Annotated in this window: 25 protein-coding genes, 1 tRNA gene and 1 pseudogene; 13 read left to right on the top strand and 14 right to left on the bottom strand. The window is 63.1% G+C overall.

Features of this window, described 5'->3' with window-relative positions; genetic code table 11:
• Positions 1 to 164: 164 nt before the first annotated feature.
• The 5 genes from AC0IPL_RS12755 to pyk form a co-directional block, all read right to left on the bottom strand.
• Positions 165 to 1,250, bottom strand: coding sequence for a histidine kinase dimerization/phosphoacceptor domain -containing protein (locus tag AC0IPL_RS12755; RefSeq protein ID WP_474274899.1), 1,086 nt, complete (start codon positions 1,248 to 1,250; stop codon positions 165 to 167).
• 147 nt (positions 1,251 to 1,397) lie between these two features.
• Positions 1,398 to 1,763: a 50S ribosomal protein L20 gene (gene rplT, locus AC0IPL_RS12750; protein ID WP_008557989.1), complete on the bottom strand. Its 366-nt coding sequence runs from the start codon at positions 1,761 to 1,763 to the stop codon at positions 1,398 to 1,400.
• Between the two features lie 14 nt (positions 1,764 to 1,777).
• Complete coding sequence (gene rpmI, locus AC0IPL_RS12745; protein ID WP_474274898.1) at positions 1,778 to 1,978, bottom strand: 50S ribosomal protein L35; 201 nt, start codon at positions 1,976 to 1,978, stop codon at positions 1,778 to 1,780.
• Positions 1,979 to 2,094: 116 nt separating this feature from the next.
• On the bottom strand, positions 2,095 to 2,316 hold the full coding sequence (locus AC0IPL_RS12740; protein ID WP_474274897.1) for a hypothetical protein: 222 nt from the start codon (positions 2,314 to 2,316) through the stop codon (positions 2,095 to 2,097).
• A gap of 34 nt (positions 2,317 to 2,350) precedes the next feature.
• Positions 2,351 to 3,796, bottom strand: a complete 1,446-nt coding sequence (gene pyk / locus AC0IPL_RS12735) for a pyruvate kinase (RefSeq protein ID WP_474274896.1) — start codon at positions 3,794 to 3,796, stop codon at positions 2,351 to 2,353.
• Positions 3,797 to 4,015: 219 nt separating this feature from the next.
• Between pyk and AC0IPL_RS12730 the strand changes: the two genes are divergently transcribed.
• Both AC0IPL_RS12730 and AC0IPL_RS12725 read left to right on the top strand, forming a co-directional pair.
• Complete coding sequence (locus tag AC0IPL_RS12730) at positions 4,016 to 4,255, top strand: DUF6868 family protein (RefSeq protein WP_474274895.1); 240 nt, start codon at positions 4,016 to 4,018, stop codon at positions 4,253 to 4,255.
• A 103-nt stretch (positions 4,256 to 4,358) separates the two neighbouring features.
• Positions 4,359 to 4,673: a DUF1244 domain-containing protein gene (locus AC0IPL_RS12725; RefSeq protein ID WP_474274894.1), complete on the top strand. Its 315-nt coding sequence runs from the start codon at positions 4,359 to 4,361 to the stop codon at positions 4,671 to 4,673.
• 90 nt (positions 4,674 to 4,763) lie between these two features.
• Here the strand turns inward: AC0IPL_RS12725 and AC0IPL_RS12720 are convergent, their stop codons facing one another.
• The 4 genes from AC0IPL_RS12720 to dgcN form a co-directional block, all read right to left on the bottom strand.
• A complete protein-coding gene (locus AC0IPL_RS12720; protein ID WP_474274893.1) occupies positions 4,764 to 5,735 on the bottom strand; it encodes a calcium/sodium antiporter in 972 nt (323 codons plus the stop codon).
• A gap of 203 nt (positions 5,736 to 5,938) precedes the next feature.
• Entirely contained in the window at positions 5,939 to 6,799 is an 861-nt protein-coding gene (locus AC0IPL_RS12715; protein WP_474274892.1) for a D-amino-acid transaminase, read from the bottom strand.
• 10 nt (positions 6,800 to 6,809) lie between these two features.
• Positions 6,810 to 7,775, bottom strand: a complete 966-nt coding sequence (gene dgcA, locus AC0IPL_RS12710) for an N-acetyl-D-Glu racemase DgcA (protein ID WP_474274891.1) — start codon at positions 7,773 to 7,775, stop codon at positions 6,810 to 6,812.
• Between the two features lie 150 nt (positions 7,776 to 7,925).
• On the bottom strand, positions 7,926 to 8,927 hold the full coding sequence (dgcN, locus tag AC0IPL_RS12705; protein ID WP_474274890.1) for an N-acetyltransferase DgcN: 1,002 nt from the start codon (positions 8,925 to 8,927) through the stop codon (positions 7,926 to 7,928).
• A 379-nt stretch (positions 8,928 to 9,306) separates the two neighbouring features.
• Between dgcN and AC0IPL_RS12700 the strand changes: the two genes are divergently transcribed.
• A complete protein-coding gene (locus AC0IPL_RS12700; RefSeq protein ID WP_474274889.1) occupies positions 9,307 to 10,266 on the top strand; it encodes an L-malyl-CoA/beta-methylmalyl-CoA lyase in 960 nt (319 codons plus the stop codon).
• A 442-nt stretch (positions 10,267 to 10,708) separates the two neighbouring features.
• On the opposite strand, the gene AC0IPL_RS12695 is transcribed toward AC0IPL_RS12700, so the two are convergent.
• Positions 10,709 to 11,161 carry an Lrp/AsnC family transcriptional regulator gene (locus AC0IPL_RS12695; protein WP_474274888.1) on the bottom strand — a complete coding sequence of 151 codons (453 nt, stop codon included), beginning with the start codon at positions 11,159 to 11,161 and terminating at the stop codon, positions 10,709 to 10,711.
• 73 nt (positions 11,162 to 11,234) lie between these two features.
• On the opposite strand from AC0IPL_RS12695, the gene AC0IPL_RS12690 reads away from it, so the two are divergent.
• Positions 11,235 to 11,834 carry a LysE family translocator gene (locus AC0IPL_RS12690; protein ID WP_474274887.1) on the top strand — a complete coding sequence of 200 codons (600 nt, stop codon included), beginning with the start codon at positions 11,235 to 11,237 and terminating at the stop codon, positions 11,832 to 11,834.
• 89 nt (positions 11,835 to 11,923) lie between these two features.
• Positions 11,924 to 12,886: an acetyl-CoA carboxylase carboxyltransferase subunit alpha gene (locus AC0IPL_RS12685; protein ID WP_474274886.1), complete on the top strand. Its 963-nt coding sequence runs from the start codon at positions 11,924 to 11,926 to the stop codon at positions 12,884 to 12,886.
• 75 nt (positions 12,887 to 12,961) lie between these two features.
• Here AC0IPL_RS12685 and AC0IPL_RS12680 read toward each other — a convergent pair whose 3' ends face one another.
• Positions 12,962 to 14,404, bottom strand: coding sequence for an NCS1 family nucleobase:cation symporter-1 (locus tag AC0IPL_RS12680; protein WP_474274885.1), 1,443 nt, complete (start codon positions 14,402 to 14,404; stop codon positions 12,962 to 12,964).
• Positions 14,405 to 14,570: 166 nt separating this feature from the next.
• Between AC0IPL_RS12680 and AC0IPL_RS12675 the strand changes: the two genes are divergently transcribed.
• Complete coding sequence (locus AC0IPL_RS12675) at positions 14,571 to 15,239, top strand: FCD domain-containing protein (RefSeq protein ID WP_474274884.1); 669 nt, start codon at positions 14,571 to 14,573, stop codon at positions 15,237 to 15,239.
• Between the two features lie 102 nt (positions 15,240 to 15,341).
• Entirely contained in the window at positions 15,342 to 16,223 is an 882-nt protein-coding gene (locus tag AC0IPL_RS12670) for a DUF1206 domain-containing protein (protein WP_474274883.1), read from the top strand.
• Between the two features lie 41 nt (positions 16,224 to 16,264).
• On the opposite strand, the gene AC0IPL_RS12665 is transcribed toward AC0IPL_RS12670, so the two are convergent.
• Together AC0IPL_RS12665 and AC0IPL_RS12660 are read right to left on the bottom strand one after the other, a co-directional pair.
• A complete protein-coding gene (locus AC0IPL_RS12665; protein WP_474274882.1) occupies positions 16,265 to 16,960 on the bottom strand; it encodes a GntR family transcriptional regulator in 696 nt (231 codons plus the stop codon).
• A gap of 40 nt (positions 16,961 to 17,000) precedes the next feature.
• Complete coding sequence (locus tag AC0IPL_RS12660; RefSeq protein WP_474274881.1) at positions 17,001 to 17,711, bottom strand: M48 family metallopeptidase; 711 nt, start codon at positions 17,709 to 17,711, stop codon at positions 17,001 to 17,003.
• Between the two features lie 100 nt (positions 17,712 to 17,811).
• On the opposite strand from AC0IPL_RS12660, the gene AC0IPL_RS12655 reads away from it, so the two are divergent.
• From AC0IPL_RS12655 to AC0IPL_RS12635, 5 genes are all read left to right on the top strand, one after another.
• Complete coding sequence (locus AC0IPL_RS12655; protein WP_474274880.1) at positions 17,812 to 18,138, top strand: TIGR02300 family protein; 327 nt, start codon at positions 17,812 to 17,814, stop codon at positions 18,136 to 18,138.
• 181 nt (positions 18,139 to 18,319) lie between these two features.
• Positions 18,320 to 18,395 (top strand) — tRNA-Ala (locus AC0IPL_RS12650).
• A gap of 282 nt (positions 18,396 to 18,677) precedes the next feature.
• Entirely contained in the window at positions 18,678 to 18,959 is a 282-nt protein-coding gene (locus tag AC0IPL_RS12645) for a helix-turn-helix domain-containing protein (protein WP_474274879.1), read from the top strand.
• A gap of 152 nt (positions 18,960 to 19,111) precedes the next feature.
• Positions 19,112 to 19,555 carry a helix-turn-helix domain-containing protein gene (locus tag AC0IPL_RS12640; RefSeq protein WP_474274878.1) on the top strand — a complete coding sequence of 148 codons (444 nt, stop codon included), beginning with the start codon at positions 19,112 to 19,114 and terminating at the stop codon, positions 19,553 to 19,555.
• A gap of 31 nt (positions 19,556 to 19,586) precedes the next feature.
• Positions 19,587 to 19,868, top strand: coding sequence for a helix-turn-helix domain-containing protein (locus AC0IPL_RS12635; protein WP_474274877.1), 282 nt, complete (start codon positions 19,587 to 19,589; stop codon positions 19,866 to 19,868).
• An 881-nt stretch (positions 19,869 to 20,749) separates the two neighbouring features.
• Here the strand turns inward: AC0IPL_RS12635 and AC0IPL_RS12630 are convergent.
• Positions 20,750 to 22,288, bottom strand: a complete 1,539-nt coding sequence (locus AC0IPL_RS12630; protein WP_474274876.1) for a YfjI family protein — start codon at positions 22,286 to 22,288, stop codon at positions 20,750 to 20,752.
• 76 nt (positions 22,289 to 22,364) lie between these two features.
• Here AC0IPL_RS12630 and AC0IPL_RS12625 point away from each other — a divergent pair.
• Positions 22,365 to 23,501 (top strand): annotated as a pseudogene (locus AC0IPL_RS12625) (IS3 family transposase).
• The last annotated feature ends 34 nt before the right edge of the window (positions 23,502 to 23,535 follow it).

Genomic DNA, 23,535 nt, shown 5'->3' with positions numbered 1-23,535 from the left:
TAGAGCTGCGCGGTGCTGGAGGTGGAGGCGGTCTCTGCCCCGGTCTCTGCGGTGTTGGTGGCGGTCACGGCGTCCTCCTGCGTTTATCCCGGTCCGACCCATTGGCGCGGTCACGGAATCAACGCGGAGGTCCCCCCGGCGGTTCCGCCGGGGCGCGGGGTGGCTCAGGCCGGGAAGAGCAGCGTCGCGGTCGCGCCGGCGCCCGGACCGCCATAGGTCAGTTCGCCTTGCAGCTCCATCTTCACCACCTCGGCAATCTTGACCCCCAGACCGGCACCATCCTGGGCGCTGTCGGCAGGCATGCCGACACCGTCATCGGAGCAGATCAGCCGGACGTTGCCGTCTCCGGCCTGCTCCAGTGCGATACGCACCGTGCCGGGGCGATTGTCGGGAAAGGCGTGTTTGTAGGAATTGGCAATGAATTCATTGACAAAGGTGCCGACCGCCACCGCCTGCGGCGCGCTGACCCGCACCGGGCAGGCCTGCACCTGAAGCGTCACCTGCGGCGGCGCCAGCTCCGCGGTATGGCCGCAGACCTCCTCCAGGAACGGCCTGAGGCACAGACGGCCGTGTTCGGCCTCCTTGTAGAGCATTTCATGCACCCGGCTCATGGCGTCGATGCGGGCCATCACCTTGGCCAGCGCGGACTGCGCCGGCGGCGCGACATAGGACCGCTGCTGTACCCGTGCAAAGGCAGACAGTGACATCAACGAATTCTTGACCCGGTGGTCGGCCTCCTTGCGCAGGATCTCCTCTGTGTGCAGCGATTTGCGCAGCTCCAGCTGGGCCATCACCTGCCGCGCCAGAACGCGCAACGACTTGCGCTGCACCGCGGTCAGTTCCTTGGGCTGATGATCCAGAACACACAGGGTGCCAAGCGGCAGCCCCTCTGCGGTCTTCAGCAGCGCCCCGGCATAAAAGCGCAGACCCGGCTCCGCCAGGCACAGCGGGTTGTCGCACATGCGCGGGTCAGTCAGCGTGTCGTTGATCTCGACAAAATCCTCCTCGAGGATCACATGCGAGCAGATCGAGGTTTCCAGCGGCGTTTCGCGCGCCCCCAACCCGGTCTCTGCCTTGAACCATTGCCGTTCCGCGTCAATCAGGTTGACCACGGAAATCGCGGTGCCACATAGTTCGGCGGCCAGATCGACGATTTCATCGAAATCGCTTTCCCGCGCGGTGTCGAGAACACCGTAGGAGTGAAGCGCACGCAGGCGTTCTTCCTGTAGCGGGTGAGGGGTCGCTTTCATCTTCGGCCTCCAGCCAAGTCAGCAGTCGCAGGACTATGAGAGGCTTTGCCTGCCTTGGCAACCAACCGGGGGCACGAACAGGCCCTGCCCAGCAAAAAGGCCGCCCCGGTGGAGCGGCCTTCAGGAATGTCAGATGCGGCTGAAGCCTCAGGCGGCCAGCGCGTCCTGTGCCTGGCGCACGATGGCACCAAAGGCTTCGGGCTCGTGCACGGCCAGGTCGGCCAGAACCTTACGGTCCACTTCGATGCCAGCCAGGGTCAGGCCGTTGATGAAGCGGGAGTAGGTCAGTGCCTCGTCATGCGAACGCACAGCCGCGTTGATCCGCTGGATCCACAGGGCGCGGAAGTTGCGCTTGCGGTTCTTGCGGTCGCGGGTTGCGTACTGGTTCGCCTTGTCGACGGCCTGACGGGCCACCTTGAAGGTGTTCTTGCGGCGGCCGTAGTAACCTTTGGCTGCCTTGATGACCTTCTTGTGACGGGCGTGAGTCGTGGTACCACCTTTAACGCGGGACATATCTCAATCTCCTCTTAGCGGTCGTAGGGCATGAAGCCCTTGACGATCTTGGCGTCGGGGGCCGACAGGGTGGTGGTGCCGCGGGCGTCGCGGATGAATTTCTTGGTGCGTTTGATCATGCCGTGGCGTTTGCCGGCCTGACCACCGATGACCTTGCCAGTGGCGGTCACCTTGAAGCGCTTCTTGGCGCTCGATTTTGTCTTCATCTTGGGCATTTCCGTCTCCTTCAATGCAGGTTCGCTAGACGCGCGACTCGGCATGCCACGATGGCCGGACGCGCGGAACAGGGCTGCCCAATACGCAAAGCCGCGCGGCGGGGCAAGCGGATTCTCTAGAAAAGCTGCCCCACCACCCGGAAAAAGGCCTCCGGCACCTCTTCGATGCCGTAGCCGCCGGGCCGGTGCAGCACCGCATAGGTGACCAGCCCGATGGCCGCCAGGATGGACAGCAGCGAAACCCGCGGCGCGCGGCGCTCGCTGACGGCCGACAACACCGAGGGCACTGACGCCGCCCCGATGACCAGACCCGCGACCAGCGGCAGATCCGTCTCCATACCCCACACCCCTCACACAAACGTGAGGAAAAGGTTATTCCGGGTCGGTGCTGTAAATCAACCGTTCGTCACAGGGGGCGATGCGCAGGATGTTGGTGGTACCGGGCACGTTGAACGGCACGCCGGCGGTGACCACGATCTGGTCCGTCTCACCGGCAAAGCCGTTGGCGCGCGCCGCACGGGCAGCGCTGACCACCGCGCCCTTGAAGCGGTCCAGTTCCGGCGTCATCACGCAGGTGCAGCCCCAGCTGAGGCACAGCCGCCGGGCGGTGGTGCTGACCGGGGTCATGGCGATGATCGGCACGCCGGGGCGTTCGCGGGCGGTCAGCAGCGCTGTGGTGCCGGATTGCGTGAAGCAGCAGATCGCCTTGATCTCGGTCTTTTCCGCGATCTCGCGCGCGGCGGCCACGATGCCGTCGGCCACGGTGGTGCCCTTGGCGGTCCGCGACGCCGCGATGATCTGCGTGTAGGTCGGGTCGGCCTCGACCTCGATCGCGACCTTGTTCATGGTCTGCACCGCCTCGATCGGATACTGGCCCGCGGCGCTTTCGGCGCTCAGCATCACCGCATCGGCGCCTTCATAGATGGCGGTGGCCACGTCCGACACCTCGGCGCGGGTCGGCATCGGGCTTTCGATCATGCTTTCCAGCATCTGGGTCGCCACGATCACCGGCTTGGCAGCGGCGCGGCACTTGCGCACCAGCCGTTTCTGGATCGGCGGCACCGCGGAGACCGGCAGCTCGACGCCCAGATCCCCCCGCGCGACCATGATCCCGTCGGAGGCATCCAGAATTGCTTCAAAATCCTCAACCCCTTGGGGTTTTTCAATCTTCGACAGCACCGCGGCGCGGCCATCGGCCAGCTGGCGGGCCTCGAACACGTCCTTGGCGCGCTGCACAAACGACAGCGCCAACCAGTCAACGCCAAGGTTGCAGACAAATTCCAGATCGGCGCGATCTTTCTCCGACAGGGCGGCCAGCGGCAGCACCACGTCGGGCACGTTCACGCCCTTGCGGTTGGAGATGGTGCCGCCGGTCACCACGGTGCAATTGGCAAAATCAGCGCCGCAGTCGGCGACCTTGAGGCGAATCTTGCCGTCATTGACCAGCAGATGCGCCCCCGGCTCCAGCGCCTGGAAGATCTCCGGATGCGGCAGGCAGACGCGGCTGACGTCGCCCTCGGCCTCGTCCAGATCCAAACGGAAGGCGGCGCCTTCGACCAGCTCTTCCTCGCCGTTGGCAAAGACACCGACACGCAGCTTCGGACCCTGAAGGTCGGCGAGGATGGCGATCGGGCTGTCCAGCTCCTGTTCGATCTGGCGAATGATCCGGTGCTTTTCGGCGATTTCCTCATGGCTGCCATGCGACATGTTCAGGCGGAACACATCCGCCCCCGCCTCATGCAGCGCGCGGATGGTCTCGTAGGTATCCGAGGCCGGCCCGAGGGTGGCAACAATCTTGACACTGCGCGAACGTTTCATGGGGCGGATCTCCTTCGGGCCTGACGTATGTTAACGCAAACAGCGTTGAGGTGCTTATCCCTCAAATCCCTGTGTCGCGCAACTCCCGTCGACAGGTTGCGTCAAAACATGTCAGGCAGATGACGCATTGGCATTTTTCGCGTCTGCCCCGGCGCCATTGCCGCAGAACGGTCGCGGCCCCATATCTGTCGGGTAGGTTCGCAATCATTGGAAACGGCCATGACCCCCGAAACCCTCTCCGCCTTCTTTGGCTGGCTGACCATTCTGCACCTGTGTTTCTTCGCCCTGGCCGCAGGGTTGCTGATCGCGCTGCAAGGTTGGATCATCGGCCTGCACGCACGGATGTTCAAGCTGACACCTGAGCAGATACAGCCCATCACCTATCGCTGGCTGGGCAGCTACAAGATCTTGATCCTGACCACCGCGCTGGGGCCGTGGCTGGCGCTGCAACTGATGTGAGCGCAGCCGGACAGCCACGGGATGCGGCGCGCCGGTCCCATTGCCCACCTCCGCCGCGCCTGCTAGGCCAGCACAGACACTGGTCAACCCCGGAGAGCCCGCCATGGACAAGCAAACCGAAATCGAACTCCAGGCCGCCGCCTTCCGCCGCCTGCAACAGCACCTGATGCAGGACCGCCCGGACGTGCAGAACATCGACCTGATGAACCTGGCCGGCTTTTGCCGCAACTGCCTGAGCCGCTGGTACCAGGAAGCGGCCAATGCGCGCGGCATCGAGATGGGCAAGGAGGAGGCCCGCGAGATCTTCTATGGCATGCCGATGGCCGAGTGGAAGGCCAAGCACCAGACCGAGGCCAGCGCCGAGACGCAAGCGGCCTTTGAGGTGGCGTTCAAGGAGAACGTGGCCGAAAAGAAGTGAGGACTGTGGGGCATGGTCCGTTTCGCCGCGCCCCGGACCCTCGCCCTGCCCTATGCACGGTCCCTTGCTCGATCCGCCGAGGGGCCGCTTTCAGGCCAAGAGCACTGCCAGGTAGGCTGCGTAAGCCATGACAAAAAGCCCGCCCTCGCGTCGGCTGATGGTCCAGCCGCTGCGGGCAAACACAACCAAAACCAGCGTGGTGGCACACAGGACCCAGATATCCAGCGCTGCGATCTGAGGAGGGACGATCATGGGTTGGACGAGAACCGTGACCCCAAGGATACCGAGGATGTTGAATATGTTGCTGCCCAGAATGTTGCCGAGCGCCACATCACCCTGACCTTTGCGGACCGCGATGACCGAGGTGACAAGTTCCGGCATTGACGTGCCAACCGCCACGATGGTCAGGCCGATGACAGTCTCTGAAATACCTGCCGCCTCGGCCAGAGAGACGGCGCCGGAGACCAGAAACCGCGCACCGAGTATCGTGATGACCAATCCCGCAAGGGCAATGAGAAAACTTACTCCTGCCGAGGTCTGCGGGCCTGCAACGGCGTCGGCTTCGTTTTCGTAAACGGTCGCCGCCTGCGCTCCGTCCGGCTGTTTTTCCGACCACAGGGTAAAACCCAGATATACGGCCAGCGCGGCCACGAAACCCGCCCCGGTGAGCCGGTCAATGTCCCCCATGAGAACGCCCCCCAGACACAGCAACGTTGCGGCTGCAACAACCGCGCCGTCCCGTCGAAATGCCTTGGGATCGACCTTGATCGGCGCGATCAATGCGGCAATGCCGAGGATCAGAAGCACGTTGCCAATATTGCTGCCGACAACGTTGCCGATGGCAATGCCGGACGACCCGGATAGCGCGGCCTGCAGGCTTGTCACCAGCTCAGGCGTGGAGGTGCCAAATCCCACGAGCGTCACCCCGATGACCATTGGAGAAATACCAAAAGATCTGGCCGCGGATACGGCCCCGCGCACCAGCAATTCACCGCCGGCGATCAGACCAAGGAGCCCAATGAACACTAGAAAGATTGCAGTCATACCTGAGAAGGCTTCCAACCAATTTCGCAGTGTTGATGCAGTACTCTGCCCCCACTTGGCAAGAGCGGAACAGGTTTTCTGCGCAGTGTTCGTCGGCGGTCAGCCAAGGGCACAGAACACCGCCTGCCTGAAATAACGCCTGTCCGGAGAGGTCCATACCGTTGGACAGAAAAAGCCGCCCCCTTTCGGGAGCGGCTCTTCCATCTCAGCCCCAACCGGCCTCAGATCGCGGTGTTGCGGCTTTCTTCCAGGTAGATCTCGCGCAGGCGCTTGGCCACCGGGCCGGGCGTGCCGTCGCCCAGGGCCACGCCGTCGATCTCCACCACCGGCATCACAAAGGCCGAGGCCGAGGTGGTGAAGGCCTCGTCGGCCGCCTTGGCTTCCTCGATGGTGAACAGGCGTTCCTCGATCTGCATCTGGGCTTCCTCGGCCAGGCGCAGAACCGCCTTGCGGGTGATGCCATGCAGGATCTCGGTGGACAGGGGGCGGGTCACGATCACGCCGTCCTTGACGAAATAGGCGTTGTTGGAGGTGCCCTCGGTCACATGACCGTCCTCGACCAGCCAGGCATCGTCGCAGCCGGCCTTCTTGGCCATCATCTTGCCCATCGACGGGTACAGCAGCTGCACCGTCTTGATGTCGCGGCGGCCCCAGCGGATGTCCTCGATCGAGATCACCTTGGCGCCTTTTTTCGCCGCCGGGCTGTCGGCCAGGCCGGGCTTGTTCTGGGTGAACAGCACCAGGCTGGGCGGGGTGTCCGCGGCGGGGAACACGAAATCGCGGTCGCCGTCAGAGCCGCGGCTGACCTGCAGATAGACCAGACCTTCCTCGATGCCGTTCAGCCCCACCAGCTTGCGATGGATCTCCAGCAGCTCGTCCTTGGTGCAGGGGCTGGCCATCTCCAGCTCGTCCAGCGAGCGCTGAAGCCGCACCGCGTGGCCCTCAAAGTCGATCAGCTTGCCGTCCAGCACCGAGGTCACCTCGTAAACGGCATCGGCAAACAAAAAGCCGCGGTCAAAGACAGAGATCTTGGCCTCGGCCTCGGGCAGGTATTCGCCATTCACATAAACGGTACGGGTCATCTTGGTCTCCTCAACCCCAAAGCGCCGGTTTCGGCGGATGGACGCCAGCGGCGTCAAACAGCAACGGTTCGGCGCGGTCTTCGGCCAACAGCAGCGGCCCGTCAAGATCCGTTACTGCCGCACCTTGCGCCACCAGCGTCGCGGGCGCCATCGCCAGCGAGGAGCCGACCATGCAGCCGACCATCACCTGATAGCCCTCGGCCAATGCCTGATCGCGTAATTTCAGCGCCTCGGTCAGCCCGCCGGTCTTGTCCAGCTTGATGTTGACGACGTCGTATTTGCCTTTGAGCTTCGGCAGGCTCTCGCGGTCATGGCAGCTCTCGTCCGCGCAGACCGGCACCGGGCGGTCCATGCCAATGAGGGCTTCGTCTTCGCCCGCGGGCAGGGGCTGTTCGACCAGCTCAACCCCGAGCCGCACCAGATGCGGCGCCAGATCGGCATATACCGCGGCCGACCAGCCTTCGTTCGCGTCGATGATGATCTTGGCGTCCGGCGCGCCGGCCCGCACAGCCTCCAGCCGCGGCATGTCGTCGGGGGTGCCGAGTTTGATTTTCAACAGCGGCCGATGGGCATTTTCCGCCGCCTGCGCCCGCATCTTTTCCGGCGTATCGAGCGACAGCGTATAGGCGGTGATCTCAGCCTTCGGTTCCGGCAGGCCCGCCAGCTCCCAGACGCGCTTTCCGGCCTGTTTCGCCTCCAGATCCCACAGGGCGCAGTCGACCGCGTTGCGGGCGGCGCCGGCGGGCAGCAGCGATTGCAGCTCCTGTCGGGTGAAATCGGCGGGCAGACTCTCGATCTCGGCGGTCACGCTCTCCAGCGTCTCGTTATAACGGGCATAGGGCACGCATTCGCCCCAGCCGGTGACGCCGTCTTTTTCGACCTTCACGGTCAGCACCTTGGCCTCGGTGCGCGAGCCGCGCGAGATGGTGAACACCTGCGCCAGTTTGAATACGTCCCGGGTGACGGAAACCTGCATGGCCTGTCCTTTTCCCTGTGGCGGGTCGCCGCCGCAACAGACCGGCAAACCGCCAACCCGGGCAGGCATTCCGCCTTTTCATCTTTCAAAAAATACTCCCGCCGGAGGCTCCCCAGGGCGCGCCTGAAAGCCTCCGGCGGGACCGTTAGATCAGACCGCGTCCAGCGCGTCCACCAGACGGCCGGCGCCGTGGCGATAGGGGTCAACCGCGGGCAGGCCCATCTTCTTTTCGGTTTCGGCCAGATAGGCGTTGGCGTCTTCCTCGGACAGATGCTGGGTGTTCACCGAGATGCCGACCACCTTGCAGGCGGGGTTGGCGCGCTGCGCCAGCGGCAGGGCGATGTCGCGCAGCTCCTCCAGCGAGGGCACGTCATATTCCGGCAGGCCGCGCATATGGGTGCGGGTCGGCTCGTGGCACAGGATCAGCGCGTCGGGCTGGCCGCCGTGGATCAGCGCCATGGTCACGCCCGAATAGGAAATGTGAAACAAGGAGCCCTGGCCCTCGATCAGATCCCAGTGATCGTCGTCGTTGTCCGGGGTCAGATATTCGACCGAACCCGCCATGAAGTCCGCCACAACCGCGTCCAGAGGCACGCCGTGGCCGGTGATCAGGATGCCGGTCTGGCCGGTGGCGCGGAAGGTCGACTTCATGCCGCGCTTCTGCATCTCGGCGTCCATCGCCATGGCGGTGTACATCTTGCCTGCGGAACAATCGGTCCCGACGGCCAGGCAGCGCTTGCCGCGACGCTTCTTGCCATTGGCGATCGGGTAGCCGACGGTGGGCACGCGCACGTCGTGCAGGGTGCCGCCGTAGGTCTGCGCCGCGGCGACCAGATCGCCCTCGTCGCGCAGCAGGTTGTGCAGGCCGGAGGCGATGTCAAAGCCCATTTCCAGCGCCGCGATCAGCACTTCCTTCCAGGCGGGGGAGATCACGCCGCCGCGGTTGGCGACACCGATCACCAGCGTCTTGGCGCCTGCCTCCTTGGCCTCGGCCAGGGTCATCTCGGTCAGGCCCAGATCGGCGCCGCAACCGGGCAGGCTGATCTGGCCAACCGCATGGTCCGGGCGCCAGTCGCGGATACCGATGGCAACCTTGGCGGCCAGCATGTCAGGCGCGTCGCCCAGGAACAGCAGATAAGGGGTCTCGATCATCGCGCGCATCCTTCTTGGTCTTTGAATGTCATTCTTCCGCGCCAGTCTGTCCGGTTTGCCGTGCAAATTCCTCTCATAATCGCGACATATATCGCCGATACGGTGATTTTCTCCCGAGATTAGCGCAAACACTCGAAGATCCTTTCGTGATCTCGCAGCAAAACATCCGCGCCTTGTCCGGCCCAACCTTGCCGCGCAATCACCGGCGCGCCATGATCCGCAAGGCCAGCCGCCGCCCGCTGGCCGCCAGTGGCGCCCCAACGATGCCGCAACGCGGCGTCTTGTGCCGCAACTGCATAATTCACTTGCGCGCGAGCGCGCAATTTAATAACCCGAACGAAAGACAGTACGTAATATCCTTACCTGGAGACCTGCCCACATGAGCTTTCGCATCCAGCCTGCCGCCCCGGCCCGCCCCAACCGCTGCCAGCTGTTCGGTCCCGGCTCCAAGTCGATGCTGTTTCCGAAAATGGCAGCTTCGGCGGCGGATGTGATCAACCTCGACCTCGAAGATTCGGTGGCACCTGCCGACAAGGACCAGGCCCGCGCCAATGTGATCGAGGCGATCAACACGGTAGACTGGGGCAAGAAATACCTGTCGGTGCGCATCAACGGGCTGGACACCCCCTATTGGTACCGCGACGTGGTGGACATTCTGGAGCAGGCGGGCGATCGGCTGGACCAGATCATGATCCCCAAAGTGGGATGCGCCGAGGATGTCTACGCGGTGGATGCGCTGGTCACCGCAATCGAACGCGCCAAGGGGCGTCGCAAACCGGTGAGCTTTGAGGTCATCATCGAATCGGCGGCGGGCATTGCGCATGTCGAAGCCATCGCCGCAGCCTCGCCACGACTGCAGGCGATGAGCCTGGGCGCGGCGGATTTTGCCGCCTCGATGGGGATGCAGACCACTGGCATCGGCGGCACCCAGGAAGATTACTACATGCTGCGCGACGGCGCGAAACACTGGTCGGACCCCTGGCACTGGGCGCAGGCCGCAATCGTCGCTGCCTGCCGCACCCATGGCATTCTGCCGGTCGACGGTCCATTTGGCGACTTCTCGGACGGCGAAGGCTATATCGCGCAGGCCAAACGCTCGGCCACGCTGGGTATGGTCGGCAAATGGGCCATTCACCCCAGCCAGATCGGGCTGGCCAATCAGGTCTTCACCCCCTCGGACGAGGCTGTTGCCGAAGCCCGCGAGATCCTGGCCGCGATGGAAGAGGCCAAGGCCAGCGGTGCTGGCGCAACCGTCTACAAGGGGCGACTGGTGGACATTGCCTCCATCAAGCAGGCCGAAGTGATCGTGGCGCAATCGGAGCTGATTGCGCAGAGTTGACGCCCGCGCAAGCGACAACACCAGGCGGCGTCCCGATAGGGGCGCCCCGTTTTATCAAGCCTATGACGGGTGTTCGTTTGTGCTGTCTTGCTGCGTGAGATGCCGGGTTGGCGGAACGTGGTTTTGGGTAAGAATGGCGGCGCCGCCAAACAGGCGGAGGTGGACGGGCGTATCCGCCCGCGTGCTAAACGTTGTCTCTGCACGGCCCGCAGATGCGGATCCGGTTCCAGGGGGTGCCGGGGTGTCAGGCCCGACGGGCAATCGCGATCAGGCAGCAGAGTGGCTGATGCGGCTTAGGATATGGTGACAGCGGCGTACGCAAGGCGCGCAACACCTGCGTCGCGGCAGATGCAGAAGTTGCGCAATGAGGATGTGGAAAAACACGAAACGCGCGCGCTCAGTTCTTCATCTTTCCTTTGAGCACGCCCCCCCTGCCCGCACGTCACGCCCGCAGATCCTTGGGCGAGCCCATCACCACATAGGTGGTAATCGCCGTCACATAGGGCGAGGTCCCCAGAATATCGGTGTGAAACCGCTTGTAGCTGGGCAGGTCGGCGCATTCGACGCGCAAGAGATATTCGATGGTGCCGGTGATATTGTGGCATTCGGTGACCTCCGGGGCGGCCTGCATGGCGCGCTCGAACGCCTGCTGCGCCTCCTTGGTGTGCTCGCCGAGGCCGACACCGATATAGGTGACAAAGCCAAGCCCCATCTGCTGGCGGTCCAGCACCGCACGGTAGCCGGTGATGACGCCGCTGCGCTCCAGCTCCTGCACCCGGCGCAGGCAGGCGGAGGGCGACAGCCCGACCCGCTCGGCCAGGTCCAAATTGCTGATGCGGCCGTCACGGCTCAGCTCCTGCAATATCTGTTGGTTTATTCGGTCATTCTTAGCCATTGATTGCAAAAATAACCGATGCGCGCCGCAGAACGCAATTTCATTTGGCGCTCTGCGCGCAATATTGCGCCGCATGACTTACGAGCTTTTCCTGGCGCTGGCCGCCTTTGCCTTTGGCACGGTCTTCACCCCCGGGCCCAACAACCTGATGCTGATGGCTTCGGGCGCGAATTTCGGCTTTCACCGCTCCATCCCGCATCTGTTGGGGGTGGCGATCGGCTTTCCGCTGATGATCCTGCCGGTGGGCCTGGGCGTGATGCAGCTGTTTGAGGCCTTTCCGCCGCTGACCAGCATCATGACGGTGCTGTCGGTGATCTACATGCTGTGGCTGGCGTGGAAGGTCGCCAATGCGGCGCCCCCCCAGGACGGCGTGGCGGAGGGGCGGCCGTTGAGCTTTGTGCAGGCCTGCGCCTTCCAGTGGGTGAACCCCAAGGCCTGGGCGATGGCGCTGGGGGCGATCACGCTCTATGCCGCCAGCCGCGACATCCAAGCGATCCTTTGGGTGTCGGGCACTTACCTGCTGATCGGCTGCGTCTCGGCCTCGACCTGGACCATGCTGGGCCAGCAGATGCGGCGGCTGCTGCGGCGACCTGCGCAACTGCGGGCGTTCAACTGGACCATGGCCGCTGTGCTGGTGGCCTCGCTGGTGTGGATCTTGGTGCAGCAGGCATAGCACGCCCTGCGGCACAAGCCGCGGCTTGCCGAGTTGCATCTTGCCGCCGCTAAGGCCATATAGCTGCAAACCGTCAGAGCAGAGGCACCATGACCCAGTATCTGGAATTCGAAAAACCGCTGGCCGAGATCGAAGGCAAGGCGGAGGAGCTGCGGGCGCTGGCGCGCGCGAATGAAGAAATGGATGTGGCCGATGAGGCCGCGGCGCTGGATGCCAAGGCAGCCCAGATGCTGAAGGACCTGTACAAGGACCTGACCCCCTGGCGCAAATGCCAGGTGGCGCGGCACCCCGAGCGCCCCCATTGCAAGGACTACATTGAGGCGCTGTTCAGCGAGTACACGCCGCTGGCGGGCGACCGCAACTTTGCCGATGATCTGGCGGTGATGGGCGGCTTGGCCCGATTCAACGACCAGCCGGTGATGGTGATCGGCCATGAAAAGGGCAGTGACACCAAGTCCCGGATCGAGCGCAACTTCGGCATGGCGCGCCCCGAGGGTTATCGCAAGGCGGTGCGCCTGATGGAGATGGCCGGCCGCTTTGGTCTGCCGGTGATCACGCTGGTCGACACCGCCGGCGCCTACCCCGGAAAGGGCGCCGAAGAGCGCGGCCAGTCCGAGGCGATCGCGCGCTCGACCGAGATGTGCCTGAAGATCGGCGTGCCGCTGATCTCTGTCATCATCGGCGAGGGCGGCTCGGGCGGGGCGGTGGCCTTTGCGACGGCCAACCGGGTGGCGATGCTGGAGCATTCGATCTATTCGGTGATCTCCCCCGAAGGCTGCGCCTCGATCCTGTGGAAGGATTCCGAGAAGATGCGCGAAGCCGCCGAGGCGCTGCGCCTGACCGCGCAGGATCTGAACAAGCTGGGCGTCAACGACCGGATCATCCCGGAACCGCTGGGCGGCGCGCACCGCGATCCGAAGGCGGCGATGAAGGCCGTCGCCGCAACGATCACCGAGATGCTGGAAGAGCTGGGCAGCAAAGACGCCGAGGAACTGGTTCGGGACCGCCGCAAGAAGTTTCTCGATATCGGCTCCAAGGGCCTGGCCGCGTAAGGCGCCGCCCGCAGAAACACGTGAAAAACCCGGCCTTGGAGCCGGGTTTTTTGTTTTCTTGCTGCGTCCGCCGGATCAGGCCGCAACGCGCCCCTTGGCCATGAGGTGGTAGACCGCCCCGCCCAGAGCCGCGCCAATCACCCAGTTGTAGCCGGACAGGAAGGCAAACCACGGCACCCAGACGGTCGCCACCGAGAAGATTGCCGCCAGCGCAAAAGCCTTGACCGCGGCGCTGTTCCAGCCATTGTCATAGTGGTAGGCACCGCCTTTCATGTCATAGAGGTCGGCCAGCTCGAGCTGCTGGTTGCGGTGTAGGTAGTAGTCGACGATCATGATGCCGAAGATCGGTGCCAGCGTCGCCCCCAATGTGTTGACGAAACCGCTGATGCCGAACTGGCTGATGAAGCTGTTCCAGAAGCCGCCGATCACCAGCGCAAACAGAGAGGTGATGAGACCGGCCTTGCGGAAGCTGATCTTGTCCGGTGCGAGGTTGGCGATGCCGTTCACCGCGGGGATGAAGTTGGCCACCAGGTTGATGCCCATGGTGGCGGCAAAGAAGGTGATCGCCGCAATGACGCCCAGCAGCACGCTGTCGGTGCGCTCGACGATTTCGGTCGGGTTTATGATCTTCTCGCCAAACACAACGGCCGCACCGCCGGTTGTCAGCAGGGCCAGCGCCGAAAACAGGATCATGTTGAACGGCAGCCCGGCGAGATTGCCCATCACCATCGACTCGCGGCTGCGGGAATAGCGCGAGAAGTCGCTGAAGTTGATCATCACCGCGGCGAAATAGGCGACCATGGTGCCGACGATGGCAACAAATCCGCGGAACTCGGTCCAGAAGGTGCCCTCGGGGTTGGCAAAGATCGTCGCGGTAGCGCTGAGCAGCTGCCCGTCGGAGCGCTGCCACAGCACGATCACCAGGCCGATCATCACGACATAGACAAACGGGCCGGCGATATTGAGGAAGGTTTCCACCCAAGCCATGCCGCGCCAGAAGATCACGATGTGAAAGCCCCAGACGATGACGAAGGACAACCAGTCGATACCGCTGAGGCCAAGGATCTCTGCGCCGCCGGTAGCACCAGTGATCGAGCGGATCAGCAGCGCCAGCGCGGTGGAAGCGAAATAGACCTGCACCCCATACCAGAACACCGCCACCGTGGCGCGCAGGATGGCAGGCAGCTTGGCGCCCTGGGTGCCGAGGCTGGCGCGGGCCAGCACCGGATAAGGGATGCCGTATTTCTCCCCCGGCGCGCCGGAGAGGTTCACCATCCACATCACGAAGAGGCCCGAGAAGATCAGCGCCGCGAAGGCCGTCCACCCCCCCACCCCGTAGGAGATGAACAGCGACGCCACCAGCGAGTAGCCGAACAGCGACTGCACGTCATTGGCCCAGATATTGAAGATGGCGAACCATCCCCAGGTCTTTTCATGGCTTTCGGCGGGGTTGAGCGCGTTGCCCTCGGGATCGAGCGTGCCCGCCTGCGCCACCGGCATGTTGTCTGTTGTCGTCATATTGGTCTCCCTGCTGCAGGTCTGAGGCTGGCAGTTCTGCCTGCTGCCAACACCCTTGAAACTGCTGTTGCAACTAACATGTTAGAAGCTATTCTAGCTAAGAGTCTGTTAGAAATTCCAGAAAGCACCTTTTTGAATCCACAGCTAATGCGGCCAAAGGACCAAGATGACCCAAGCAAAAGACGTTCAGCTATTGGCCAGCAAGGCGCAGGAGGCGCTGTGGCAGGCGCTGCGCAGCGGTGCTCTGCGCGATGGACAGTTTCTGTCCATGTCCCAGCTGGTTGAGATGCTGGACCTGCCGCTCTCTGCGGTCCGCGAGGCGGTTAAACACGCCAGTTCCCTGGGGCTGGTGACCACCCTGCCCAAGCGCGGCATCCAAGTGATGGAGGCGCGGCCCGAGACCATCCGCGCCTGCCTGGATTTTCGCATGGTGCTGGATCAGGAAGGCGCACGGCGGCGGATTTCCAGCGGTGATCTGGCCGGGCTGGCGCCGCTGCGCTGCCGTCATCAGGCGTTTTACGCCGCGGCGCGGGACGCGGCGGACCTGCCTGCCAGCGGCGATGCCATCACGGTGGATCTGTCGCTGCACGACTATCTGGCGGCCGGGCTGGACAACGCACAGCTGGCCGCGGCCTATGCGGCCAACCGGATGCGCGTTGCCATCATCCAGAACGCGCGCCCCTTTGTTCAGGACCGGATCGCCTCTGCGATGTCAGAGCATCTGACGATCATCGCGGCGCTGGAGGCCCGTGACGCCGCAGCGGCGACCGCTGCCATCGCGCAACATTTCAACCAGACGCTGCGCTGGTGGGGCGTGCCCGGCGTCGGATCTTAATGAGGGCGGGGCCGCCGCCGCCGTGTCCACTCCGGAACCTTCCTCCGTTTCGCGCATTGGGTCACTGAGCCGCATCCCGCGAACCCCTTGGAGCGAACCGCCATGCCAACCGATACCCCGCAAACCTCTGCCCGCCGCAAGCGTCTTGAGAACGTGAACACCGAAGATTTCGCCTGGGCCGTGCCGGTGATGCGCGCAGGTTATGCTGGGCGGGCGCTGGTCTATCTGGCGGTTTCCGGTGTGTCGCTCTATTCGATCTGGCAGGGCGGCGAGGCCAAGGGGACCGCCGAGGCGCTGAAATGGCTGCAAGGCGGCTGGGGCACCGCGATCGTCGTTCTGATCGCACTGGGGCTGTTTGCCTACGCGGTCTGGCGGGCGGTCGACAGTGTCTGGGACCTTGAGGCCTATGGCACCGGTGCGAAGGGGCTGATCGCGCGAGCGGGCATGCTGGTCACCGGTCTTGTGCATCTGGCCCTGGGCGGGCTGGCGCTGGCCGTGGTCATCGGATCTGGCCAGGCGTCGGGCGGCGGTGGCGGCAGCCAGATCAGCACCCTTCTGAGCCAGCCGGGCGGGCGGATTGCGATGATCGTCGCCGGGGTGGTGACCATCGGCGCCGGCGGATATTACCTGCACAAGGCTTGGAAAGAGACCTACCGCAAGCATCTTCGCGCCGAGCCGACCCTGGTGCACATGCACACCGCGCTGAGGCTCGGGATCGCGGCCCATGGCGTGGTGATCGCGATCATTGGACTGCTGATCCTGCAGGCGGGGCTGTCCTCCTCCGGTGCGGAGGCGGGCGGTATGGGCAGTGCCTTCGACTGGCTGAGCACGAAGGCCTATGGACGCGTGCTGGTGATGGCCCTGTGTCTGGGCCTGTTGGGATTTGCGCTGTTCTGCCTTGTCAACGCGCGCTACCGGATCGTGCCCAAGGCCACGGACCCGACCACGGAGACGCTGCAGGACGCGCTTGATACGGTCACCTGACGGCGGCGCGCCCAGCTTTCTGACCGTCAGAATGCCGCCTGTCAGCCCGCCAGCAGCCGCAGCCCCTGGGTCACGTCAGAGCGCACCGCCAGCCGCAGCCCGGGTTCATCCCCTGCCTTGAGCGCGGCGATGATATGGCGGTGGTGCGGCGGCGGATCGGTGCGGCGCAAACGACCATACAGCGCGCGCATGGTCGGGCCAAGTTGCAACCAGACGGTCTCTGCCATCGCCAGCATGGCCGGCGCCTGTGCCCGCAGATACAGGGTGCGGTGGAATTCCAGATTGGTGCGGATATAGCCCACCGCATCGCGCTTGCTGACCATTTCGGCGACATTGCTGTTGATATGCTGCAAGCGGTCGATCAGCGCCATGTGGGCGCGCGGCAGGGCGCGGCTGGCCAGCTCCACCTCGATCAGGGCGCGCAGGGCGGCGAGCTCCTCGATCCGCTCGTTGGTCAGCTCCGGCGTCGATACCCGCCCGGAGGAGGACAGGAACAACGCACCCTCCGCGGCCAGTCGACGGACCGCCTCGCGCGCGGGCGTCATCGAGACCTCGTAGTCGCGGCCGATGCCCCGCAGGGTGAGCGCCGCACCCGGGGCAATTTCGCCATGCATGATCCGGGTGCGCAGGGCGCGGTAGACCCGGTCATGCGCGGGCGCTGCGGCGGCAACGGGGGCGGTGGTGGCAACCGTTGCAACGGCGGCGACATCCTGGGGCGGGCGATTGGGCAAGGTCATGCGCGCATGTGATCACAAATCGGCGCCACGTCAACCACGGTCATCCGGGTGTGGTCTCGGGCGCGGCCGCATCGAACCGGTAGCGGTGCAGGCTGGCGCCGTTTTCGCGCAGCCAGGCGCGCGGCTCCTGGTAGCGGCCATACAGGTTCTCCACCACGGACCAGAAAGCCTGCGAGTGATTCATCTCCTGAAGATGCGCGACCTCATGCGCGGCGACATAGCGCAGCACCGCAGGCGGTGCGAGGATCAGCCGCCAGGAATACATCAGCGCCCCTTCGGAGGTGCAGGAGCCCCAGCGCGAGCGGGTGTCACGCAGGGTCAGGCGGCTGTAGCCGCGCCCCAGCCGGGCGGCGTAGAAATCCGACGCCTCGGCCAGTCGGTTGCGGGCCAGCTCCTTGAGGTAGCGTTGCAGCCGCGGCCCCGGTGCGTGCCCCGGCACGGCAACCCGGCCCGCATCCAGCAGAATGCGCCGACCCTCGGCCTGCTCAACCGCGCGGTCCTGCCCGTCGATCGGCAGCACGACGCCGAAGCCAACCGCCACCACGGCCGGGTGCTTGGCGAGATGGCTGCGAATCCAATCGGCCTTTTCCTCGGCGAATTGCAGCCCGGCGCGGTCCGGCAGATGTGCGGGCAGGGTCAGCGTCACCCGCCCGTCGAGCGAGGAAATCCGCAGACTGATCCGCCGCGCCCGCCCCGAGCGACGCAGGGTCAGGGGCACCGGCGGCACCCCGGACAGGTGATATTCGGCCATGCAGATGCCCCTTTCCGGCAAAGGCTTTGACAGTGCCCCCCTCATATGGCAAGGCACCTGAATCGTCGATACGACTCACCAGTAAATCAAGGGGATCCACATGCCCAAGGAAGAATGGGGTGTAAAGCGCGTCTGCCCCACAACTGGCAAACGCTTTTATGACCTGAACAAGGACCCGATCGTCAGCCCCTACACGGGCGAGGCCGTCGCGGTCGACACCGGCAAGGCCCGGATGATCGAAGCGGATGCTGAAGACGCGGCAACCCTGAAAGCCAAGGAATCCGCGGACGCGGATGACGTCGTTCTGGATGACGACGACGCGGTCGACGTGGATCTGGGCGATGATGTCCTGGATGACGAGGACGAGGAAGACAACGTCTCGCTCGACGAGATCGCGGACGTCTCCACGCCCGAGGATGATTCCTGAAAACCCGCCCGTCCGGGGGAGTTTTTTGCTCTCCCGGGCAGTCCCCGGCGGCGGCCGGAAAAAAGTTGGACTCCGGCGCATTTTTTCTCTTGCGGCCCGCGCCGCCGTCCCGTAAACGACGCTCACACCGCAAGACGGACCACACCGGAAACGGAACGGACACCGAAAGGCGGACAGGTTTGGGGCCTTAGCTCAGCTGGGAGAGCGCCTGCATGGCATGCAGGAGGTCAGCGGTTCGATCCCGCTAGGCTCCACCAAACCATCTACTCATAGCCCCTTATTTTCATGGCTTAAATAGCCGTCGCGCTGGGCGTTTCGGTAGCCAGTATACCAATCAGTAGCCAAATTCCGCACATGCCCGGCGCGAAGCTGGCGCGATGCATTGGCGACACTCCCATTTAGTGCTGCTTTAAGCATACATGCCGCCCACTTGGGCCGAGAGCGCTACAGGAAGCGCACCGACCGCTTGATAGCCCTTGCTACAGTCGCCCCCTGCCGGCACTATCTTTTCCAATTGCAGAATTTTCCAGAAGGTCAGCATGAGTGAGTACAAACCGATAGGTGCCCGCCTTGAAGCCATTCGCACTGAATATTCGGACCTTACACAAAAAGATTGGGCGGAAAGAAACGGATTTAACGTCGGGCAATATGGAAGCTGGGAAAGGGGCACTCGCCGCATACCAATCGAGTCAGCGGTGCGCCTCTGCGACCTCTACGGTCTCACCCTTGATTGGATTTACCGCGGGCGCATGGACGCGCTATCACCCGAAGTGCGCCAGTTGGCACTTGCGCAGTACGCTCAGTCTCGGAGCTCGCCCTAGCTAGGCAGCCTCTTGCGGAAAAGCTTTGGGTCCCTCCTGGGTTTAAAAGGAGTCGCGGATGCCGCCGCCCCCGGCAATTACCTGAGTGAAAGACTCGGAATATACCTAACCTTCAGCTGCATACCGCCTGACTTGTCGCCCTGCTATAAGCCGTGAGCAAGTACCGGGCAGAGCTTTCCGGCTGCGCCGGGCCGGGAATGAAGGCTGAAGTTCACTGGGCGCAGACGCCACGAACCGATTTGCCTTTGCGCTTTTTTGAGCTTGCAGCTGTGCAGCAGATTCCGCAACGTGGCCCCATGAGGCTCAGGATAAGAGAATTTCGCAAGCAGAAAGGGCTAACCCAACGGGTTCTGGCTGATGCGGCCGGACTTTCCCCTAGTTACTTGGCGGATATTGAACGCGGCGATAGCCCGGTAAACAGCGAACGAATGACTGCGATAGCCCAAGCCTTGGGAGTTTCGGTCGGAGAACTATTTTCGCAAGATGAAGGCTGGTCGGATGCTCAATTCAGGCGCGACTATGAAAAGCTAACGGAAGAGGAAAAGACGGTCGTTCGCCAACTTGTCGCCCTCTTAGCCAAGCAATCCTCCAGCTAGACACAGTTATTTACTGCACAGGCGCGCAGATATGAAAGAAACACCCTTTGCAGACATAGGCGAACGCTTGAAGTGGCACAGGTCGGTTGAGGGCCTAACGCAGAAGGAATACGCGGAGAAGGCAGGCCTTAAGCGCGCTCAGCTATCGAACTGGGAGCTCGGTACGCAGTGTGTGAGCCTGCCCGGCGCGCGGCTGCTACGCCGAACGTATGGACTGTCCATGGACTTTCTTTTTGACGGTATAGATGAAGCCCTTCCTTTGGCTCTGAGGGCAGCATGGCGTGAAAGCGTCCGCTCCCAATACCGCGCCTGACCGCGCTATCGCGGCCGCCTTCCAGTACCTTGCGGTGACAGAGGCGACGGGCGGATGCCTCGCACCTCGATGTGGGGCCGGGACTGCGGGCCACCCCTCCCCACGCCACCCTCTGCGCCCACTCCCCGCCCCTGGGTGCGCACCGGTTCAAGAGGTACTTTGGAACCCACTCAAGAGACACGGGGCGCGCGGCTCGCGAGATTTCCCGGTTTTTGAATCGAGATTCCAGGTTGCGCTGAGCGTGAAACATTCAAATGAGCCGTGAAACAATGAAGGGCGGGGCGCTGGGCGTGGAATGTTTCACGCGCCGGTTCGGGGCTGTAAAACAGGCTGTCTGAAGGGGTCCGTGTCAGCGTCGAAAAGCAGAAAAGCAGAAAAAGCAACTGCTCCAGAATTTTTCCCGAACAGAAATCCCTGCCTAAAAGTTATCCACAGGGTAAAAGTACTTATAAGGTACAGATAATACTAGCAAATATATCACATTCTAATTATTGAATATGATGTCTTTTAGAGGGTATCTCTCCTGGGAAAAATCTGGAGGAGCTGCTTTTTCTGCTTTTTTGCTTTTCGAGTCCGTTCGGGCTATATAAACAAGGGGTTTCAGCGATATTGGCAGTTGCTTTTCGGTTGCTTATTGAGTTGCTTATCAGGATGCGCCCTACAAAAAAGCAACTCGAAAAGCAGCCGAAAAGCAACTCACCGCTGCCCGCATTCCTCCCCTCCACATGACCGTCGACCAAGCCCCGGCAGAAGCCCCAATCCTTCATTGTTTCACGGTCAGGCGCGCAGCGCCCAGCGCCGCAGGCAGGGTGCCTAGCCAGCAAAAGAAAGGGGCCACCCGAAGGCAGCCCCATAGAGAAATTCAGCCGGTGTGCGCCCGGTCAGCTTGAGCGAACAATGCGATAGGCGAGCCTGCGCGTCGTGCCATCTACCACCGTGCCCGGCTCCAGCTTCACAAGCCAGCCGCTGCGGGCGAGTTCCGCCATGGACGCCTTTGCCTTCTTCGCAGTGCGGAATGCGTTCGGGCCGTAGGTCGTCACTACCGATGGAATCAGATACTGGGGGTCCTGCCCGTTGCGCCGGGCAATTTCAGGCCAGCGATTCTGAATCCATTCGCGCAGGTCGTCGGCTTCCTGCACTTCCTGCTCAACTGCCGCCTGACCGGTGATACGCATGGCCTCGGTCATGTAGTAGCCGGCGATTGCAATAGCGTCCCGCATGGTGGCGCGGGTGACTTCCTCTGCCGACAGGTCGCTAAAAAGAGCAAGTACCCCGGCAATGCGGCAGGCTTGCTCTGCAATCTTGGACGCCGCTCCGCTCACGTCTGCCAGAGGGCCGCCGGGGGCCTGTGCGCGCTCCACCCTGTCAGCAAACACGCCCAGTTCCCAGCGCGCACCACCAGACAAACGCAGGGTGCGCGGCTTCAGCTCCTGCCCCTGCCGCTCGCCTTCTTGGCCGCCGTCCCATGTCGGCATTGTGGCATCCAGCGCGGCTTTCATGCGCAGCTCCCATTGATAAATCGCGTCCAGACTGGAGATGGGGGTTTCAGCAGCGGTCTCCCCAATATCCACCCGCCGCTTGCCGATGTTGGATTTAGGCCACGCCACCAGCATCCGCGGCAGGAAGCCTTGCCCGACCGAAAGCGGGTCAGCAACCAGACTGTGCGCAATGACCGGCTGCACCATCAGGTGCATGGAAAGGCGCCGATTCCGAAGGGTGGAGGTGCCATCCCCAGCACGGGTCCGCTTGATAGCAGCGCCATCCCAAAGCTTGGAGAAGGCAGTCAGCGTCTTTTGCGCGTGGTCACGGCTCATGGCATGGCCGCCCAGGAATTGCCCGCCTTCATCGCTCAGCAGCCCAAGGCTGGGATTGCCCTGCTCATACAGCTTCGTCAGACCCTCAAAAGTCGGCTCAGTCACCACGCGGTCAGGCAGCAGCGGCGGGCGGGGAGCATCGCCCAGCGCCTCAAGCAGTTCCGCGCCGCCTTCACCGCCGCGGATACCGGCCTTGGCGCTGTTCTCGCGCTGCTTGTACGCCTCTGCCGCCCGTCGAAAAGCCTTCATGTCTTCACGGTACGCCTTGGCGCGCTCGCGCTCGTGAAGCTCTACAGGGCGGCTCAGAATCGCATCGACCGTGCTTTTCCGCTCGCCCGACTTGGCGATGGTCAGAACGAAAAGACTCGTGGGCGCTGTGCCGTGCAACAACTCGACATCCCCATGTCCTTGCACCGCCAGAGATGCGTTTGCCAGTGCGGAGCCGGCTGCAATGGCGATGGGGGCCTGCGTCTGGTCAGCTACCGCCATCACCACGTCGTGCAGAGGTCCCAGTGCATCAACGGGAAATTCCCGCGCTTCCGGGCCGTGGTTCAGGAGGGCTTCAGGCTCTGGGACCTTGCCTTCTTCGGCGTCAAAACCGCTCAAGTCAAAACTGGAACGCCCCCACTGAAGTGGTCCACCTTTTGGGATAGAATTATCCCGTTTTCAGGAGGACGACGAGATGGCCGGCAAGCGAGAGAAGCCCGAAGATATCGTGCTGAAGCTGCGACAAGTTGAAGTAAGTTGAAGTGCTGCAAGGGCAAGGCAAATCAGTTCAGGAGGCCGTGCGGCAGATCGGAGTGACGGTTCAGACCTACTATCGATGGCGCAAGGAGTATGGCGGCATGAGCCGCGATCAGCTCAAGCGGCTGAAAGAGCTGGAAGCTGAGAATACCCGGCTCAGACGAGCCGTGTCGGATCTGACACTGGACAAGATGATCCTGGCCGAGGCCGCACGGGGAAACTTCTAAGCCCTTCCCGCCGCAGGCAGTGCATCAACCATGTGCAGCAAACCCTCAGCGTATCGGAGCGCAGGGTTTGCCGCACATTAGGTCAGCATCGCTCTACGCAGCGCAAGGTGCCCTGTGGTCTACCGGACGAAGCCCGGCTGACCGAGGACATCACCGCGTTGGCCGAAGAGTTTGGCCGCTATGGATATCGCATGATCACTGGGCTGCTGAACAACAGCGGCTGGCATGTAAATCACAAGCGCGTTGAACGGATCTGGCGGCAGGAGGGGCTTAAAGTCCCGCAAAAGCAACCCAAGAAAGGCCGACTTTGGCTGAATGATGGTTCCTGCGTCCGGCTGCGGCCGGAGCGCCCGAACCATGTCTGGTCCTATGACTTTGTTCAGGACCGAACCCACGACGGGCGGATCTTCCGCACGCTGAATATCATCGATGAGTTCACGAAGGAGGCGCTGGTGATCCGGGTCAAACGCAGGCTCAATTCAACGGATGTGGTCGACGCATTGACGGATTTGTTCATCCTACGCGGCCCGCCGGAATACATAAGGTCGGATAATGGTGCAGAATTTATTGCCAAGAAGGTGCGTGCCTGGATCGATGCCGTCGGTGCGAAAGCCGCATTCATCACCCCCGGCTCACCATGGGAGAACGGCTACTGCGAGAGCTTCAATGCCCGTTTCCGGGATGAGCTGCTCAACGGCGAGGTCTTCACCACGTTACGCGAGGCCCAGATCCTGATCGAACGCTGGCGGCGTCACTACAATACGGTCAGGCCCCACAGCGCCTTAGGATACCGGCCGCCAGCGCCCAAGAGCATTGTCCCGATAGACCAAAGGCCGACTATGCACTAACATTCAAACTGGACCACCCGATGGGGGCACACCA

This window comes from Leisingera sp. SA32, assembly GCF_056033425.1.
The sequence above is the reverse complement of the archived record's forward strand: the minus strand, read 5'-3'. Positions and strand labels throughout refer to the sequence as shown.

Coding starts and splice junctions, on each gene's coding strand:
- AC0IPL_RS12700 (WP_474274889.1), top strand. CDS start 9,307: ATGAGCTTTCGCATCCAGCCTGCCGCCCCGGCCCGCCCCAACCGCTGC.
- AC0IPL_RS12695 (WP_474274888.1), bottom strand. CDS start 11,161: ATGGCTAAGAATGACCGAATAAACCAACAGATATTGCAGGAGCTGAGC.
- AC0IPL_RS12755 (WP_474274899.1), bottom strand. CDS start 1,250: ATGAAAGCGACCCCTCACCCGCTACAGGAAGAACGCCTGCGTGCGCTT.
- dgcA (WP_474274891.1), bottom strand. CDS start 7,775: ATGCAGGTTTCCGTCACCCGGGACGTATTCAAACTGGCGCAGGTGTTC.
- AC0IPL_RS12635 (WP_474274877.1), top strand. CDS start 19,587: ATGAAAGAAACACCCTTTGCAGACATAGGCGAACGCTTGAAGTGGCAC.
- AC0IPL_RS12665 (WP_474274882.1), bottom strand. CDS start 16,960: ATGACCTTGCCCAATCGCCCGCCCCAGGATGTCGCCGCCGTTGCAACG.
- AC0IPL_RS12655 (WP_474274880.1), top strand. CDS start 17,812: ATGCCCAAGGAAGAATGGGGTGTAAAGCGCGTCTGCCCCACAACTGGC.
- AC0IPL_RS12715 (WP_474274892.1), bottom strand. CDS start 6,799: ATGACCCGTACCGTTTATGTGAATGGCGAATACCTGCCCGAGGCCGAG.
- AC0IPL_RS12680 (WP_474274885.1), bottom strand. CDS start 14,404: ATGACGACAACAGACAACATGCCGGTGGCGCAGGCGGGCACGCTCGAT.
- AC0IPL_RS12670 (WP_474274883.1), top strand. CDS start 15,342: ATGCCAACCGATACCCCGCAAACCTCTGCCCGCCGCAAGCGTCTTGAG.
- rplT (WP_008557989.1), bottom strand. CDS start 1,763: ATGTCCCGCGTTAAAGGTGGTACCACGACTCACGCCCGTCACAAGAAG.
- pyk (WP_474274896.1), bottom strand. CDS start 3,796: ATGAAACGTTCGCGCAGTGTCAAGATTGTTGCCACCCTCGGGCCGGCC.
- AC0IPL_RS12690 (WP_474274887.1), top strand. CDS start 11,235: ATGACTTACGAGCTTTTCCTGGCGCTGGCCGCCTTTGCCTTTGGCACG.
- dgcN (WP_474274890.1), bottom strand. CDS start 8,927: ATGATCGAGACCCCTTATCTGCTGTTCCTGGGCGACGCGCCTGACATG.
- rpmI (WP_474274898.1), bottom strand. CDS start 1,978: ATGCCCAAGATGAAGACAAAATCGAGCGCCAAGAAGCGCTTCAAGGTG.
- AC0IPL_RS12645 (WP_474274879.1), top strand. CDS start 18,678: ATGAGTGAGTACAAACCGATAGGTGCCCGCCTTGAAGCCATTCGCACT.
- AC0IPL_RS12740 (WP_474274897.1), bottom strand. CDS start 2,316: ATGGAGACGGATCTGCCGCTGGTCGCGGGTCTGGTCATCGGGGCGGCG.
- AC0IPL_RS12725 (WP_474274894.1), top strand. CDS start 4,359: ATGGACAAGCAAACCGAAATCGAACTCCAGGCCGCCGCCTTCCGCCGC.
- AC0IPL_RS12685 (WP_474274886.1), top strand. CDS start 11,924: ATGACCCAGTATCTGGAATTCGAAAAACCGCTGGCCGAGATCGAAGGC.
- AC0IPL_RS12730 (WP_474274895.1), top strand. CDS start 4,016: ATGACCCCCGAAACCCTCTCCGCCTTCTTTGGCTGGCTGACCATTCTG.
- AC0IPL_RS12675 (WP_474274884.1), top strand. CDS start 14,571: ATGACCCAAGCAAAAGACGTTCAGCTATTGGCCAGCAAGGCGCAGGAG.
- AC0IPL_RS12660 (WP_474274881.1), bottom strand. CDS start 17,711: ATGGCCGAATATCACCTGTCCGGGGTGCCGCCGGTGCCCCTGACCCTG.